The 15,439-nt window shown below is 64.3% G+C and carries 15 protein-coding genes and 1 tRNA gene; 7 read left to right on the top strand and 9 right to left on the bottom strand.

Going from position 1 to position 15,439, the window contains the following annotated elements; all coding sequences use genetic code 11:
* Nucleotides 1-76: 76 nt before the first annotated feature.
* Together RM2_RS08515 and RM2_RS08510 are read left to right on the top strand one after the other, a co-directional pair.
* The gene (locus RM2_RS08515; RefSeq protein ID WP_072688397.1) at nucleotides 77-736 is read left to right on the top strand and encodes a helix-turn-helix domain-containing protein; all 660 of its coding nucleotides are present in this window, start codon (nucleotides 77-79) and stop codon (nucleotides 734-736) included.
* Between the two features lie 331 nt (nucleotides 737-1,067).
* Entirely contained in the window at nucleotides 1,068-1,940 is an 873-nt protein-coding gene (locus RM2_RS08510; protein WP_169846691.1) for a site-specific integrase, read from the top strand.
* Between the two features lie 97 nt (nucleotides 1,941-2,037).
* Here RM2_RS08510 and RM2_RS08505 read toward each other — a convergent pair.
* A tRNA-Asn gene (locus tag RM2_RS08505) sits at nucleotides 2,038-2,110 on the bottom strand.
* 137 nt (nucleotides 2,111-2,247) lie between these two features.
* On the opposite strand from RM2_RS08505, the gene RM2_RS08500 reads away from it, so the two are divergent.
* Nucleotides 2,248-2,496: a hypothetical protein gene (locus RM2_RS08500; protein ID WP_072688396.1), complete on the top strand. Its 249-nt coding sequence runs from the start codon at nucleotides 2,248-2,250 to the stop codon at nucleotides 2,494-2,496.
* 6 nt (nucleotides 2,497-2,502) lie between these two features.
* Here RM2_RS08500 and dnaG read toward each other — a convergent pair whose 3' ends face one another.
* From dnaG to RM2_RS08485, 3 genes are all read right to left on the bottom strand, one after another.
* Nucleotides 2,503-4,437: a DNA primase gene (gene dnaG / locus RM2_RS08495; RefSeq protein WP_072688395.1), complete on the bottom strand. Its 1,935-nt coding sequence runs from the start codon at nucleotides 4,435-4,437 to the stop codon at nucleotides 2,503-2,505.
* 104 nt (nucleotides 4,438-4,541) lie between these two features.
* A complete protein-coding gene (locus RM2_RS08490) occupies nucleotides 4,542-5,843 on the bottom strand; it encodes a deoxyguanosinetriphosphate triphosphohydrolase (RefSeq protein WP_072688394.1) in 1,302 nt (433 codons plus the stop codon).
* A gap of 7 nt (nucleotides 5,844-5,850) precedes the next feature.
* The gene (locus RM2_RS08485; RefSeq protein ID WP_072688393.1) at nucleotides 5,851-6,558 is read right to left on the bottom strand and encodes a YdcF family protein; all 708 of its coding nucleotides are present in this window, start codon (nucleotides 6,556-6,558) and stop codon (nucleotides 5,851-5,853) included.
* A 69-nt stretch (nucleotides 6,559-6,627) separates the two neighbouring features.
* Here RM2_RS08485 and RM2_RS08480 point away from each other — a divergent pair, with 69 nt between their 5' ends.
* Together RM2_RS08480 and RM2_RS08475 are read left to right on the top strand one after the other, a co-directional pair.
* Nucleotides 6,628-8,679: a TPM domain-containing protein gene (locus RM2_RS08480; protein WP_072688392.1), complete on the top strand. Its 2,052-nt coding sequence runs from the start codon at nucleotides 6,628-6,630 to the stop codon at nucleotides 8,677-8,679.
* Nucleotides 8,680-8,686: 7 nt separating this feature from the next.
* Nucleotides 8,687-9,211, top strand: a complete 525-nt coding sequence (locus RM2_RS08475) for a MepB family protein (RefSeq protein ID WP_139277698.1) — start codon at nucleotides 8,687-8,689, stop codon at nucleotides 9,209-9,211.
* Between the two features lie 58 nt (nucleotides 9,212-9,269).
* Here the strand turns inward: RM2_RS08475 and RM2_RS08470 are convergent, their stop codons facing one another.
* On the bottom strand, nucleotides 9,270-10,661 hold the full coding sequence (locus RM2_RS08470; RefSeq protein WP_072688495.1) for a glycine--tRNA ligase: 1,392 nt from the start codon (nucleotides 10,659-10,661) through the stop codon (nucleotides 9,270-9,272).
* Nucleotides 10,662-10,877: 216 nt separating this feature from the next.
* Between RM2_RS08470 and RM2_RS08465 the strand changes: the two genes are divergently transcribed.
* Together RM2_RS08465 and RM2_RS08460 are read left to right on the top strand one after the other, a co-directional pair.
* Nucleotides 10,878-11,231 (top strand): ArsR/SmtB family transcription factor, encoded by a 354-nt coding sequence (locus tag RM2_RS08465; protein ID WP_072688390.1) that lies wholly within the window; start codon nucleotides 10,878-10,880, stop codon nucleotides 11,229-11,231.
* Nucleotides 11,232-11,236: 5 nt separating this feature from the next.
* Nucleotides 11,237-11,656 (top strand): Fur family transcriptional regulator, encoded by a 420-nt coding sequence (locus RM2_RS08460; protein WP_084721701.1) that lies wholly within the window; start codon nucleotides 11,237-11,239, stop codon nucleotides 11,654-11,656.
* 177 nt (nucleotides 11,657-11,833) lie between these two features.
* On the opposite strand, the gene RM2_RS08455 is transcribed toward RM2_RS08460, so the two are convergent.
* From RM2_RS08455 to RM2_RS08440, 4 genes are all read right to left on the bottom strand, one after another.
* Nucleotides 11,834-12,235 carry a hypothetical protein gene (locus RM2_RS08455; protein WP_072688388.1) on the bottom strand — a complete coding sequence of 134 codons (402 nt, stop codon included), beginning with the start codon at nucleotides 12,233-12,235 and terminating at the stop codon, nucleotides 11,834-11,836.
* A 22-nt stretch (nucleotides 12,236-12,257) separates the two neighbouring features.
* Entirely contained in the window at nucleotides 12,258-13,067 is an 810-nt protein-coding gene (locus RM2_RS08450) for an isoprenyl transferase (RefSeq protein WP_084721688.1), read from the bottom strand.
* The gene (gene recO / locus RM2_RS08445) at nucleotides 13,033-13,848 is read right to left on the bottom strand and encodes a DNA repair protein RecO (protein WP_072688494.1); all 816 of its coding nucleotides are present in this window, start codon (nucleotides 13,846-13,848) and stop codon (nucleotides 13,033-13,035) included. Before recO ends, RM2_RS08450 begins: the two co-directional genes overlap by 35 nt.
* A 240-nt stretch (nucleotides 13,849-14,088) precedes the next feature.
* Nucleotides 14,089-15,240: an RNA-guided endonuclease InsQ/TnpB family protein gene (locus tag RM2_RS08440; protein ID WP_072688386.1), complete on the bottom strand. Its 1,152-nt coding sequence runs from the start codon at nucleotides 15,238-15,240 to the stop codon at nucleotides 14,089-14,091.
* Between the last annotated feature and the right edge of the window lie 199 nt (nucleotides 15,241-15,439).

The raw sequence follows: 15,439 nt of genomic DNA, 5'->3' as shown, positions 1-15,439 counted from the left end.
TCTGCGATGGCTTGTCAGTTTATACCGTATCAGTATTGGATAGACATTCCAACTCGATATGCGATACCCTTCTGTCATGGCAGAGATCCCAGATGACGAGATCGGGCGGACGATCCAGAGGAGACGGAACACTCTTGGCATGAGCCAGGGCGACCTTGCACGAGAACTACGCGAGGCTGGCCTCAATTGGTCACAAGGCACATTGTCGAAGGTCGAAGCTGGTACGAGGCCCGTCCGTCTCAACGAGACACCCATGCTGACTCGTGTGCTGGATACGAGCATTTCGACGCTTCTCGAGCCCGTCGATCCCCTCGATTCCGTGATCGCACGGCTGAGGGCGGAGACTTCCGACCTGGAATTTCGCCAACTCCAGATTGAGGACCAGCTGATCACAGTTCGCGGGCAGCTCAACTGCACCCGCATGCTGCAGTCAAGATTGATCGGCGGGGAGTTTGGTCATCGACTCGAGTTCGAGATGCTCATCGAGACCATCTTCACCAACCTCCCACTCCATGAAGTCGTTGGCATCCTCGAGCAGCTCGGCGTTGACCGAGGTGATTTCTCCAAGTACCTTCCCGTCGCCCTCGCTAATTCCCCGGCGGCCCGAGCGAGTACGCCCAACGACCACTTCCTGCAGGTAATCGGCTCACTCCTACTCGCTGCGGTACCCGAACTGGGACGGGATCCGGATCGAACGCCACACGGTGAGGCAGCGGGCGGCGCGGATGCCTCGTAACCCACTCGAGATTGGCACCTACGGAAAGGTCGCGACCAGGAAGCAGACGAACGGCAGTTGGCGTGCGTCCGCGAGATTTCGTGACCACGACGGCCAGACGAGGCCAGTACAGGCATTCGGGAAGTCATCGAGCGATTCGGAGGCACGTCTCAAGCGTGCGATCAGAGATCGGACTGCGCTGAGCGGCGACGAAATCAATCGCGACATGAGACTCGAAACACTTGCGGACTTGTGGCTTGACGAAATCTCCATGGCGGGCCAGCTGAGCCACCAGAGCATCAGTCAGTACCGGAACCAGATTGAACCGTCTCCAAAGGCCGAGCCTGGAACCTTGACAATAAAGGGAAGTATCGGCGGACTTCGACTCCGCGAGTGCACCACGTCCCGCATAGACCGCCTCCTGAAGGAAGTCGCCGCGAACCACCCCGCGAAGGCCAAGACAATGAAGGTCGCACTAACTGGGATGCTCAGCATGGCCGTACGCCATGACGCCATTGCCACAAATCCGGTACGGGAGGTCGGGAAGCTGCAGTCAGCACCCCACGAGGTCCGTGCGATCACACTCGATGAGCTGAAGGCGCTGCGCGAGCACGTGAGGCTCTGGCAGACGGGCGCGGCCATGGAAGGGCGGGAGCCAAGACAGATCGGGGGGCAGAAGCGCACTCAGGGCCTGCTCGATGTCGTGGATATCCTCCTGGCCACCGGCGCCCGTCCCGGCGAGGTCCTGGCTATGCGGTGGGCAGATCTGGACCTTGCTGCATCTCCTCCACGGTTGACGATTACGGGGACGATCGTGCGCGTAAAGGGCGAGGGGTTGGTGCGTCAGGCTCATCCCAAGACACACGCCGGCAGGCGCAGCGTCATGCTGCCCATGTTCGCGGTCGAGACAATGATGCGGGTAAAGATGAACGCGACGGCGAACGACTTCGACGTGATCTTCCCGTCCAGCACCGGAACGCTGCGCGATCCCCACAATCTCGGACGCCAGTGGCGCGACGCACGGGGTGAGACCTTCAAGTGGGTGACGCCACGAAGCTTCCGCAAGACGGTGGCGACACTGATCGACCGCGAAAGCAGTGCAAAGGATGCAGCCAGTCAGCTTGGCCACTCAGGAACCGCTGTAACCGAACGGCACTACATCGAACGCACCTATGAGGCTCCCGACTTGACGAGAGTGCTCGACCAGTTGGCAGATCAGGCATAGGAGGCCTATCCGTGTCGAAAGCGTGACGCGAAGGCCGAATCGTAGGTATGGGAACGGCCATCCCACCTGTATTTGCAGGTAGGATGGCCGTTCGATGCTCCCCCGGCTGGACTCGAACCAGCAACCGTCCGATTAACAGTCGGAAGCTCTGCCAATTGAGCTACAGGGGATTATTCTGCTGCGCTTCACCGTTCCCGGCGATGCGAGAGAAACTGTAGCGCATAGCCCTACCTCAATACCAAATCGCCTGCCTGTCGACGCATCAGGCAGGATGGGAGAAGGTTGTCGTTCGTCGGGAGGAAGCGGAATGATGCGGTTGCTGATCGGTATCGCTGCTGGGTACGTGCTGGGCACGCGCGCGGGACGTGCGCGCTACGAACAAATCAGCCGAGCGTCCAAAGCAGTGGCGAACAGTCCGGCGACGAAGAAGGTGCTGCAACTCTCACGCCAGAAGCTGTCCGACTCCCTGAACACGCAACCCAAGCTCGAGCCAATGAAGCCGCTCAACGAGGAAACGACCATCCTCGTTCCGCAGGATCAGCTGAAAAGGAAGTAGGCCTGCTCAGCCGGCTATCCCGTCACGGGTGGTATCGCCGATCGCCTGGTCGAGCAGGCTCCGCCGGTATTGCTCGAGGGCGACGAGGTCGCCGAGCAGGGAGTGAAACTCATCCGACTCCGCTGCGGGCGAGATCCGCTGCAGTTTGGACTTGAGTTCGGCTACCTGCTCACCCACCCACACCTCCTGCAGGCGTGCGATCACACCGGAGATGTACCGAGGGACGGTGTCTTCTTCCGCAGGCAACGGCTCGACGGCGAGTTCCGACACGAGCGACGCTGCTGTGACGTCCTCGACGCCCCGGCTGACGGCATCAACCCATTCGGCGCCCCCCAGACCTGCGCTTGTGCCGCCGGCGGCGATCATCGACTCACGGATCACGACGTAGGCGGGGTGGGTGAATGTCTCCGCCGGGAGCGAATCGAACACAGTTCCCGCGATCGAGGGATACTGCAACGCGCCTTTGAGCGCCTCTCGCTGCGCCCAGAGCGTCGGATCGTTCGGCCGGGGCCGCGACAGTCCGACCGGCAACTGCGGGGCGTCCGCCTCGCCGTCTCGGGCCGTTTTCTTCCGCGGCGGCGCCGGCATGGAACCGCGCGTAGACGCGCGCTTGCGTGCCTCGTCGCGCACCCGCTGCCTGACCGCGGCAATGTCGTCCCACCCGACCCAACCGGACAACTGGACGGCGTAACTGTCGCGCAGCGTCGGTTCCTTGATCTGGGCGACGACGGGCACCGTGCGCCGTAGAGCTTCGACCCTGCCCTCTGCGGTCTCGAGGTCGTGCTCGGTGAGCATCGACTTGACCACGAACTCGAACATCGGGGTGCGGCGCGCCACCAAGTCGCGGACGGCGACGTCCCCGGACTTCTGCCGGAGTTCGCACGGGTCCATTCCCTCCGGCGCAACGGCTACGAAGGTCTGCCCGGCCATCTTCTGATCACCCTCGAACGCCTTCATCGCCGCGGCCTGACCGGCCGCATCGCCGTCGAACGTGTAGATGATCTCGCCACGAAAGTAACTGTCATCCATCAACAGTCGGCGCAGCAATGCGAGGTGGTCGTCGCCGAACGCGGTGCCGCAGGCAGCAACGGCGGTCTTGACTCCAGCCTGGTGCATCGCCATGACGTCGGTGTAGCCCTCGACGACCACGGCCTGATGCCCCTTCGCGATGTCCCGCTTCGCGAGATCGAGCCCAAACAGCACCTGAGACTTCTTGTACAGCATGGTTTCCGGGGTATTGACGTACTTTCCCGGCATGGTGTCATCGTCGAACAACTTGCGCGCGCCGAAGCCGATGACGTCGCCGGACAGGTTGCGGATGGGCCAAAGCAATCGCCGGTGAAACCGGTCGATGTGGCCGCGGCGCCCTTCTCTCGACAGGCCTGCAGCCTCGAGTTCCTTGACTTCGAAACCCTTCCCCAGCAGATGCTTGGTGAGGATGTCCCAGCCGTCGGGCGCGTATCCGCAGCCGAACTGCTGCGCGACCTGCGCGTCGAAATTGCGTTCCGTCAGGTAGTCGCGGGCCGCCTGCGCGTCGGGTTCCTGCAACCGTGCCGCGTAGAACGCCTGAGCAGCCGCATTGGCCGCCACGAGACGCGCCCGGGTGCCGCGGTCTCGCTGCACCGAAGTGCCGCCGCCCTCGTACGAAATGGTGTAGTTCAACCGGTCGGCGAGTTGCTCGACGGCCTCGACGAAGCTGACGTGATCGATCTTCTGGAGGAACGAGTAGACGTCTCCACCCTCACCGCACCCGAAGCAGTGGTAATGCCCGTGGTTGGGCCGGACGTGGAACGACGGCGACTTCTCGTCGTGGAAGGGGCACAGCCCCTTCATGGAGTCACCGCCGGCACGCTTCAGGGAGACGTACTCCCCCACAATGTCCTCGATCCGAGTGTGCTCACGAATGGCCGCAACGTCACGATCAGGGATTCTGCCAGCCACGGCAGACAGTGTAGGCGTTGTCCGCGCGCCCGAACTTCCGACTCGCGAACAGCGGTTAGGTGGTTCGGCGGTTCGCGATCCCGGCGGATCGGATATACGGTTCGCTACCCCCAGCTGGCCTGGGCACCGAGGCTGGCCTTGTCGACCCGTTCGAGTCGACTCTCGGTGTAGGAGGCGATCTGGTCGACGACCACACGGATGCGTGCGGCGTCGTCGACTGCCGCGTTCCAGTCGGGAACCAGCAGTGGGTCGAGACCGGCGGGTGCGGTCGCGAACAGCCACTCGGCAACCCGGTGCACCCGGTCGCGTTGACGCTCCTGCCTGGCCCTGTGCGCAGCATCGGACATCACGTAGTTGAGCGCGAAGGTCTTGAGCAGCGCCACCTCCGCTGCGACGACCGGTGGGATCACCAGGTCTGCGGCGTAGCGGGCGAGCGGCTTCCCGCCGTGGACGGCACGGGTCCCGACGATCGCTGCGTTCGCGAACCGCCCGACCAGCTCGCTGGTCAGGTTCTTCAGCGCCACCGAACTGGTGAGCCCACCGTCGTAGTTTCCGTCCACCCGCGCGATGACGGGCAGGAGGCTCAACCGCCGCCCCGCTTCGACGAGTTCCTCGACGTCGAGTCCCCAGAACTCCGCCGCACCGAACTCGGCAAGCGCCCGGCGATCCCCCGGGTCCGCGAGCGAACGCAAATCGATTCGCCCGTCGATCACGCCGTCCTCGACGTCGTGAACGGAATAGGCGACGTCGTCCGCCCAATCCATCACCTGCGCCTCGAGGCACTGGCGACCCTCCGGTGCACCCTCCCGAATCCAGGCCAGCACGTCCGCGTCGTCGTCGTAGGCGCCGAACTTCGCACCCGGCCGCGGTCTCGTCCACGGATATTTGATCGCCGCGTCCAGCGACGCCCGGGTCAGGTTGAGCCCGGCACTGCTTCCGTCGGCGTGGAGCACCTTCGGTTCGAGGCTGGAGAGGATGCGTAGATTCTGAGCGTTTCCCTCGAAGCCACCGCAGTTCTCCGCTACCTCGTCGAGCGCCTTCTCGCCGTTGTGACCGTAGGGCGGGTGACCGATGTCGTGGGCGAGTCCCGCGAGGTCGACCAGATCGGAATCGCAACCGAGACCGTCCGCGATCCCCCGGCCGATCTGAGCGACCTCGATCGAATGCGTCAACCGGGTACGGGGGGTGTCGCCGTCCCGGGGGCCCACCACCTGTGTCTTGTCGGCGAGCCTGCGGAGTGCGGCCGAGTGCTGAACGCGTGCACGATCACGGGTGAAGTCCGACCGGTGCTGGGCGGCCGCGATCTCGCTACCCGGTACCCCGGCCTGTTTCGGTGCCTCGTGAACCCTGCGGGCGACGTCATGTTCGGTGTACACACCGTCGGTGGGTGTCGTGTGTGCTGTCATCGAGAAGTTACTGTCCCGCCGTGTAAGGGAAGTCAGCCGAGAAGTGGGTGAGCTGATACCAGATCAAAGCCCCTGTCTCCCGAGCGATTCCGTGGAACTGAGATTCGCGAGTGAACACCGCGGGCCCTTGTCGGGTGGGCGCCGTCCATGCCTCGAGTCCGGCGTCGCTTGCCATCGTCCGGGTCCGCAGCGAATGCCAGGGGTCGCTGACGAGAACCACCGAATTGATGCCCTGATCATGCATCGCGTCACTGACCGCTTCGATGCTGAGCAAGGTGTCGGACCCTTCCTCGACGGCGGTGATGCTGTCGGCTGGCACCCCGCGCGAGATCAGATAGTTCTTCCCGGACGCTGCCTCGGTATACTCGTCGCCCTCCTGCTTGCCGCCAACGGTGATGATCTCGGGGGCCACTCCGCCTTCATAGAGCTTGTATGCCTGCTCGAGTCGAGCCTCGAATACCGAGGACGGGGTTCCCGAGTATTGCGCGGCGCCGAGCACGACGATCGCATCGGCGGCCGATCGGTCGTCGATCCGTGCCACCTGCCACACCCGTACCGCGGTGCCCAGAACCAGCACCGCCGGGATCAGAATTGAGCCGGCGATCACCCTTCGGGTCCACCGGGCCAATGCGCCCCCAGAACCCGCACTACCAGACCCCGTACCCGCAGAACGGCGAGGGTAGTCGTGGTGCTCACGGCTGGGTGCAGAATTCACCCTCCCGATTCTGCCAGCTATCACCACTCCGCCCCGGTGAAGACTCGCCACACCCGATAGATTTGCAGCATGCCACTCGCACCGCCTCCGGAGCAGACACCTTCTTCCCGCCCGCGACTGCAGACTCTTGAGGCTCACCGCGTCGCCGCCCTCGGCGCCCTCCTCGCGCTCGTGACGATCCTCTTCGGGCCTGCGATCTCCTGGGCAGAGACACCGCTCCGGCTGCCTGGTCAGATCACGGACGAAGTTGGCGCCCTCGACGCGACCGAACAGAGCGACGTCCAGTCCGCGATCGACCGACTCTACGACGAGCACAGGGTGCGGTTGTGGGTGGTGTACGTCTCCGACTTCAGCGGACTCGGAGCCGAGCAGTGGGCCGATCAGACCGCGCAACAATCCGCCTTAGGCGACCGCGACGGCCTGCTCGCCGTCGCGACCGTCGACCGCGAGTACGCGCTCGACGTCCCGGACGGGCAGGGGATCACCACCTCGGAGGCCGAATCCATTCGGGTGAATGCGGTGGAACCCGCTCTGCGAGCTGAGGACTGGGCTGGCAGTGCGATCGCCGCCGCAGAAGGGCTCGGCGACGCCATGACCCCCAGCGACGGGATGTCTGTGCGAACGCTATTGATCGGCGGCGGCGTAGTGATTGTGGGTGCGGGCGGAGTCGTCCTGTACTCACGCAAGAAGAAACACGACCGATCCCTCGCCGGCATCGAAGCCGCACGCAACATCGACCCCGAGGACACGGCCGCTCTCTTCGCACTCCCGTTGCCCACACTGGACGAACGCGCCAAGGAGATCCTGGTCGAGACCGACAACGCGCTGCGCTCGAGCCAGGAGGAACTCGACTTGGCCCGCGGCGAATTCGGCGAGCAGTCCATTGCGTCGTTCACAGCGGCATTCGAGAAGGCGCGGTCCGCGCTCGCGGCGGCGTTCACCGTCCGTCAGCGACTCGACGACGCTATTCCCGAGACTCTGCAGCAACAACGGGAGATGCTCGTCGACATCATCACCTCGTGCGGCCGCGCGGACCGCGAACTCAACGAACGGGTCGAGGAGTTCGACGGTCTCCGGGATCTGCTGATCAACGCCCCCGACCGGCTCGACGCACTCACCCGGCACATGGTCGCGTTGACCGTGCGGATACCCGAATCCACGCAGACGCTCGCCACTCTGCAGACCGAATTCCCCTCCACAGCAATTGCTTCCATCGCCCACAACGTGACGATGACGCAGGAGCGACTCGGCTTCGTGGAGCAGGCCGTGGCCGAGGGCCGAGAAGCGATCGCTCTGCCTCCCGGCAAGCAGGGGCCGGCGGTCTCCGCGATTCGCGGCGCCGAGGGCGCGCTCGAGCAGGCAAGAAATCTCCTCGACGCGGTCGACCACGCCGCCGAAGACATTCGCCACGCCATTGCCACATTGCCTGCGGCGATGACCGACGTGGAGGCCGGAATCGCCACCGCCGCCCAGTTCACCGAGCAGGGCGGTGGCAAACTCGCCGAGGCCCGGACTGCTGCAGAAGCTGCGCTGGCGTCGGCGCGGACCGCCAAGGACACCGACCCACTCGGTAGCTTCACCCAGATCGTCAAGGCCGACGCGCATCTCGATGCCGTCCTCGCCGAGGCTCAGGAATCCCGTCAGCAGGCCGAGCGCGCTCAGCAGCACCTCGACCGGGACCTCGTGGCTGCCCAGTCGCAGGTGACGGCAGCCTCGGACTTCATCGGCACGCGCCGTGGAGTGGTAGGCGCGGAGGCCCGAACCCGCCTGACGGAGGCTCAGCGTCACCTGGCGAGTGCCCAGCAGTTGCGTGCCGCCGACGCCTCCCGTGCACTACAGGAGGCGCAAGCCGCATCCACGCTGGCCGCCGACGCGCTGCGACTGGCTCACAACGACGTCGGCCGCTGGGAATCGAGCCAGCGCCCCGGACCCGGAGGCGGGGGCGGCAATGCCGCCGGCGCGATCCTCGGCGGCATCCTGATCGACAGCGTTCTGCGCGGCGGGTTCAGCGGGGGCGGCAACCGGGGCCGCCGAGGCTCGCGCGGCGGCTTCGGCGGCGGTCCGCGGTCCTTCGGGGGACCGAGCAGTTCCGGTCGGATCAGCGGGGGCGGACGCTTCTGACTCCATCATGACCGACCTGTCACTTCATCCCGACCTGCTCGCAGCGAAGTCGCTGATCTACGGCCCACACGAGCTCGCTTGCACCACACCGATGCGTGAACCGGAAAGCGCGGCATACGGGGCGTATGCGTTGTCGATCAACGGCCTCGCGACGAGATTTCGAGTGGCGAAGACCACTCCCACCAAGGTGGGCCAGTTCGTCACACTCTGGCAGCGCGGGGAGGCTGGACCGATTCGCCCGTTCGACACGTCCGACAACGTGAAACTCTTCGTCATCAGTGTTCGAGACCACGAGCAGTTCGGGCAGTTCGTGTTTCCCGTCGACACACTCGTCCGGCGCGGTGTCGTCTCGCGCGACGGTGTGGGCGGCAAGCGCGCGATTCGCGTCTATCCCCCGTGGGTGGCACCGACCAGTCGTCAGGCGCGGAACACTCAGACCTGGCAGCTGGAATATTTCCTGCCGCCGCACCAGATCGATGAATGCGACTGTGCACGAGCCCGAACGTTGTTCGCAAAACAACTAGCCCCATAGCGGCACGCCGCCTGTACGTGGTTGACGGGTCCAGAGACCCGTCAACCACGCTCAGGGGTCAGGAACCGATCAGGCGCTGCGCTAGGTAGCCCTCGACCTGGTCGAGGGCTACTCGCTCCTGGGCCATCGAGTCACGCTCACGCACCGTCACGGCGTGATCCTCGAGGGTGTCGAAGTCCACGGTGATGCAGAACGGTGTGCCGATCTCGTCCTGGCGGCGGTAGCGGCGACCGATCGCACCGGCGTCGTCGAACTCGACGTTCCAGTGCTGACGGAGCGTCGCGGCGAGGTCCTTGGCCTTCGGCGTCAGGTCGGCATTCCGTGACAAGGGCAGCACGGCGGCCTTCACAGGAGCGAGACGACGGTCCAGGCGCAGGACGGTGCGCTTGTCGACGCCCCCCTTCGCGTTCGGCGCCTCGTCCTCGGTATAGGCATCGACGAGGAACGCCATCAGCGAACGGGTGAGTCCCGCTGCCGGCTCGATGACGTACGGCGTGTACCGCTCGCCGGTGGCCTGATCGTAGTAGTTCAGTTCGGTACCCGAGTGCTTCGAGTGCGTTGCCAGGTCGAAGTCGGTGCGGTTGGCCACACCCTCGAGTTCACCCCACTCCCCGCCCTGGAAATGGAAGCGGTACTCGATGTCCACTGTGCGTTTGGAGTAGTGCGACAGCTTGTCTTTCGCGTGCTCGTAAAGGCGCAGGTTGTCCTTGTTGATGCCCAGTCCCGTGTACCAGTCCATGCGATAGTCGATCCAGTACTGGTGCCATTCTTCGTCGTCGCCGGGCTTGACGAAGAACTCCATCTCCATCTGCTCGAACTCGCGGGTGCGGAAAATGAAGTTGCCGGGCGTGATCTCGTTGCGGAAGCTCTTGCCGATCTGACCGATACCGAACGGCGGCTTCTTACGCGACGTGGTGAGCACGTTCGCGAAGTTCACGAAGATGCCCTGCGCGGTCTCCGGGCGGAGGAAGTGCATGCCCTCTTCGCTCTCGACCGGGCCAAGATACGTCTTGAGCATCATGTTGAAGTCGCGGGGCTCGGTCCACCGGCCGACCGTGCCGCAATCGGGGCAAGCCAGGACGTCCATGGCGACGTCGTCGGGGTTGTCCTTGCCCTTCTTCTCCGCGTACGCCTCCTGCAAGTGGTCCTGACGGTGACGCTTGTGACAGTTGAGGCACTCGACCAGAGGGTCATTGAACACACCGACATGCCCGGATGCCACCCACACCTCGCGCGGCAGGATCACCGACGAGTCGAGACCGACGACGTCGTCACGGCTGGTGACCATGTTCCGCCACCACTGCTTCTTGATGTTCTCCTTGAGTTCGACACCCAAGGGGCCGTAGTCCCAGGCCGACTTCGTGCCTCCGTAGATCTCACCGCACGGGTAGACCAGGCCACGACGCTTGGCGAGATTGACGACGGTTTCGACTTTGGACTTCGGTGCCACTCGGGTGCTCTCCATCTGGGTAATAGATGCGTAGATTCACGTGCGCTTTTCGAAGCCCAGCCTATCTTCCCGATTCTGGGGGTCCACCCACCCGGTTGACATGCGCATTCGTGCATATCAAAATGGAATCGCTTTGCAATAAGATTTTGGGATCCACCGAGGCCGACCGCCTCGTAGCCACGCTCGACCATTATCCGCCGCGCCGAAGGAGATCCCGTGAGCGTTACCGATACCGGGGATCCATTCGACGCAGCCGCGCCGACTCCGGTGCCGCCGAGGGAGACACCGCCAAGAGAGACGCTGATAGCGGCCGGTGACATCCTGCGCGCGCTCGCCGCACCCGTCCGAATCGCGATAGTCCTTCAACTCCGCGAATCGGAACGGTGCGTCCACGAACTCGTGGGCGCACTCGGAGTTACCCAGCCGCTGATCAGTCAGCATCTTCGGGTACTCAAGGCAGCGGGCGTCGTCCGAGGTGAGCGCAGCGGCCGCGAGGTCCTTTACCGACTGGTGGACGACCACCTCGCCCACATTGTCGTAGACGCCGTCGCACACGCCGAGGAAGGATGAACCGTTTGAGCCAGGGAACCGGCCCGGTCAAGCCAGTCGTCGGCGTGCGCGCAACCAAGCAGCGCAGCGCGATCTCCGCGCTTCTCGACGACCTCGACGAGTTCCGGTCCGCACAGGAACTGCACGACGAACTCCGCAAACGGGGCGAGGGCATCGGGTTGACCACCGTCTACCGCACCCTTCAGACGCTCGCTGATGCCGGAACCGTCGACGTCCTGCGGATCGACACCGGCGAATCCGTGTACCGCCGGTGCTCGACAGGGCACCACCATCACCTCGTCTGCCGCGCTTGCGGTTACACCGTCGAGGTCGAAGGACCGACCGTCGAGCAGTGGTCGCAGTCCGTCGCCGAGGCCAATGATTTCTCCGATGTCAGCCACACCGTCGAAATCTTCGGCCTCTGTCGCGACTGTCACTCAGCGTAGAAGCAGGATCCCAGGCCCAAGCAGGCGTCCCGCTACCTCCTTCTTTGCGCGTCGGTCAGGGCGGGAGTCGCCGGGCGAATGTACCGTTCGACGCTTCGGTTGCGCCCAAAGGTACATTCGCCCCCTTCGGGGTCAAACAACGTGGTCTCGGGCTTGCGGGGACGATTCGCCCGAGGTTCAGGGCAGCAGACCCTGCCGGGACGTGTCGGCTCCGCTCAGCACCAGGAGCAGCATCGTGGTCAACGCCTCCTCTGCCAGGCCGCCAGCCGGGAACGTGTAGCGGAGGATGACATCGGCGAACCGGCCGTGTCCGAATACCGCGATCGAACCGAACTGAAGCGCACTGTTGCGCTCGGCGGCCTTCTTGTGCAATGAGGGGCTCACCGGACGATCCCAGGCAAGCACACACGTCATCGACAGCACGTCGAGTCCCTCGGTCAGGGTCATCGCACTGATAGAGCACAATGCGCCCGCATACTCGAAGCTCAGTGAGCCGCCGTCTCCCCGATCGACGGTCGTGAAATGCCCGAGGGCGTTCGCTGCGCGGTCGAGTAGCGCGGGCGCTCCGTCGATGGTCATGTGGCTGCGCTCCCGTGAACCATCATTTGACTCCACCGAATCTACGGTCGCGGGAAGCATATTCGACGCACGCCGCCCACAGGTCGCGCCGGTCGAAGTCAGGGAACAGCTTCGCCTGGTACACCATCTCGGCGTAAGCCGACTGCCAGATCAGAAAGTTGGACGTGCGCTGCTCACCGGAGGGCCGGAGGAACAGGTCGACGTCCGGCATATCGGGCTCGTCGAGATGCCTGGCGAGTGTCGCCTCTGTGATCTTCTCCGGATCGAGTTGCCCCGCCGCTACCCGGCGGCCAATCTCCTTGGCGGCATCCGCGATCTCCGCACGGCCGCCGTAGTTGACGCACATGGTCAAGTTCATCACCGTATTGTGCTTCGTCAACTCCTCGGCGATCTCGAGTTCCTTGATGACACTGCGCCACAACCTCGGACGGCGCCCCGCCCAGCGCACGCGCACGCCCATCTCGTGCATCTCGTCGCGTCGACGGCGGATCACGTCCCGGTTGAATCCCATCAGGAAGCGCACCTCCTCCGGACTGCGCTTCCAGTTCTCCGTGGAGAACGCGTAGGCCGACAACCACCCGACGCCCATCTCGATGCAACCGCAGACGGTGTCCATCAACACGGCCTCACCGCGTTCGTGACCGGCGGTGCGCGGCAGCCCCCGATCCTGAGCCCAGCGGCCGTTACCGTCCATCACCAGCGCGATGTGCCGAGGCACGAGTTCGGTCTGCAGTCCGGGCGGTCGGGCACCCGACGGGTGTGGGTCGGGCGGCCGGATCTGATGCTCGGCCGCGGAGCTATGCGGAGCTTGCGGTTCGCGTCGTCGAATCACGGTCCCCATCCTGCCTGACCGAATCCTCCGCACCTACCGCCGCATGCGGTCGTGCGCGTTCGATCAGCGGAAGGGTGCGCAGTTGCCGTTCCAGGTGCCACTGCAGATGTGCCGCGACGAGACCGCTGGCCTGACCGCGCAGAGACTCGGGAACGCTCTCAGTGACCGCCCAGTCGCCACGGAGCAGGGCATGCATCAGATCGAGGACACCCGACGACGGGGTGGCGGCACCCGGGGGCCTGCAATGAACGCACACCGCACCCCCTGCAGCCACGTGGAACGCCCGGTGCGGGCCGGGCGCACTGCAGCGCGCACAGTCCTCCAGTGCGGGAGCCCATCCGGCAAAACCCATAGCCCGCAGCAGGAAGGCGTCAAGGATCAGCTCACACGGGCGGTGATGTTCAGCGACGGCACGCAGAGCCCCGACCGTGAGCCGGTGCAATTGCGGGGCCGGTGCCCGTTCCTCACCGGCAAGCCGCTCGGCGGTCTCGAGGATCGCGCACGCCGTGGTGTACCGAGAGTAGTCGTCGACGATGTCGGTCGCGAACGCGTCGATCGTCTCGACCTGGGTGACGACGTCGAGGTTGCGGCCGGGATATAGCTGCACGTCGATGTGCGCGAACGGCTCGAGCCGGGCCCCGAACTTGGAGCGCGTGCGACGCACCCCCTTGGCCACCCCCCGCACCAGACCCTGCTGACGGGTGAGGAGCGTGACGATACGGTCGGCCTCACCCAGCTTGTGCTGGCGCAGCACAACCGCATTGTCTCGATACAACCTCACCCGTTCAGTCTTTCACGTCGCGGCGACGGGATACCGCAAGAGTTTCGCGCCGCGCCATTTCCCGACAGGGCTATGGGCCTGGTGTCCAGGTTCCGCCACCGGTCCGAAAGTTCGATACACAGAAAAGGTCCTGTCCTTCGGGTGAGACGGCGATACCGGTCACTGATGGATCGCACGAGTCACCATCCGACGCCGTTCCTTTAACGGTTCCCCACGGCATGGAGCCGGGGGATTTCCAACTCAGACCGCACATACACCCGACCCGGAGGAGGGATGCACATGTCTTACATCGTCAACGCTGGTGTGACCTCGTTCTGCCACAGCCAAGATCGTCTTGGCGGCGTTCCTGTCCCGACTGTCGGTGTATCCGCAGCAGTGGCACAGGAAGGTTCGTTCGTCGAGTTCGAGTTGCTGCTTGGCTCTCGCGAAGCAACTCGAACACGTCATCGTCGTGTACGCGGGCTTGACCAACACCACCTTCCGGCCAGCCCGCAGACCACGGTCGATCAGTTCTCGTTTCGCTGCACCGATCGCGGAATCAGCGGCTTTGCGTGCCATGGTGGACTTCGCCAGGAACTTCGGTTTGAAGTCTTCGACCGCGAGCAACTGGTGGCCATCGACCATCTGTTTCGCCCACACGCGGGAGTCGTGCTGGGTTTGGCGTGCGGCTTTTTTGTGCAGCCTCGCGGCGTCCCGTTTCGCCCGCTGATATCCGTTGGATTGGGGTCCGCGCTTGCCGCTGCGGCGTCGGGACATGCGGCGTTGCGCTTTGGCGAGTTCGGCGGCGCACCGTTGCCGGTGCCCCAAATAGGGCAGGTCGTGGGCTTCGTCGGTGGCGGTGGCGGTGGTGGTGACACCCCAGTCGACACCGACCACACCATCAGTGTCGGGGGCGGGTTCGGTGTCACGCTGCACCACGAACGAGGCGTACCAATGCCCGAGCAAATCTTGGAATACCCGGACGGAGGCTGGTTCGGATGGCAGGCTACGGGACCACACGACGGGGATGGTGACACCTTTCGGCAGCACCAACCGGCTGTCACGAATGGAGAAGCCTCGGGTGGTGTACTCGAGCGACGGCAACGTCTTCTTCCGGGCCTTGACCTTCGGTCGCCCGCGGCCTTTCACCTTGAAGGAGTGCGCGAGGGCTTGCATGTAGGTACGCAGCATCTGTTGCTGGACGTTCTGAGACCCGTTTCGCAACCATTGACTACTCCTGCGGGCCTCGGTGAGGAGCTTTCCCAGCTTCTTGAGGTCCGGGCGGCTCCCGGACTTCTGCTGGTGGACGGCCTCATTCCACAGGAACCGGCAGCGATGCCACTCGGTGAGCAGTGCGCGCCCGGCTTGCGCGCCGGGGCGCAGCCGGTAGTTGTAGCGCACTGTTTCAATCACTCAAAACGTATATACCACAACATGATTGAGGATTGCCGTTATATCGAGAACGAACGCAATGCCCCGCCGCCCTTTCCTCCCCACGGATAAATCCGGGGGTTTCTCGGGCGGTATTCGATGATCGAACCCAGTGAGCCCGGGAGGATCCAGCGAATGTGCACTTGAGGAACGTCCCGTCCTGAGCAGTCGCATGGTTGTT

Source organism: Rhodococcus marinonascens NBRC 14363, assembly GCF_001894885.1.
GTDB lineage: Bacteria > Actinomycetota > Actinomycetes > Mycobacteriales > Mycobacteriaceae > Rhodococcus_F > Rhodococcus_F marinonascens.
The sequence above is the reverse complement of the archived record's forward strand: the minus strand, read 5'-3'. Positions and strand labels throughout refer to the sequence as shown.

What these genes read in the sequence shown, in the direction of transcription:
- RM2_RS08515 (WP_072688397.1), top strand. Translation starts at nt 77, where the DNA reads ATGGCAGAGATCCCAGATGACGAGATCGGGCGGACGATCCAGAGGAGA.
- RM2_RS08500 (WP_072688396.1), top strand. Translation starts at nt 2,248, where the DNA reads ATGATGCGGTTGCTGATCGGTATCGCTGCTGGGTACGTGCTGGGCACG.
- RM2_RS08490 (WP_072688394.1), bottom strand. Translation starts at nt 5,843, where the DNA reads ATGACAGCACACACGACACCCACCGACGGTGTGTACACCGAACATGAC.
- RM2_RS08480 (WP_072688392.1), top strand. Translation starts at nt 6,628, where the DNA reads ATGCCACTCGCACCGCCTCCGGAGCAGACACCTTCTTCCCGCCCGCGA.
- RM2_RS08475 (WP_139277698.1), top strand. Translation starts at nt 8,687, where the DNA reads ATGACCGACCTGTCACTTCATCCCGACCTGCTCGCAGCGAAGTCGCTG.
- RM2_RS08455 (WP_072688388.1), bottom strand. Translation starts at nt 12,235, where the DNA reads ATGACCATCGACGGAGCGCCCGCGCTACTCGACCGCGCAGCGAACGCC.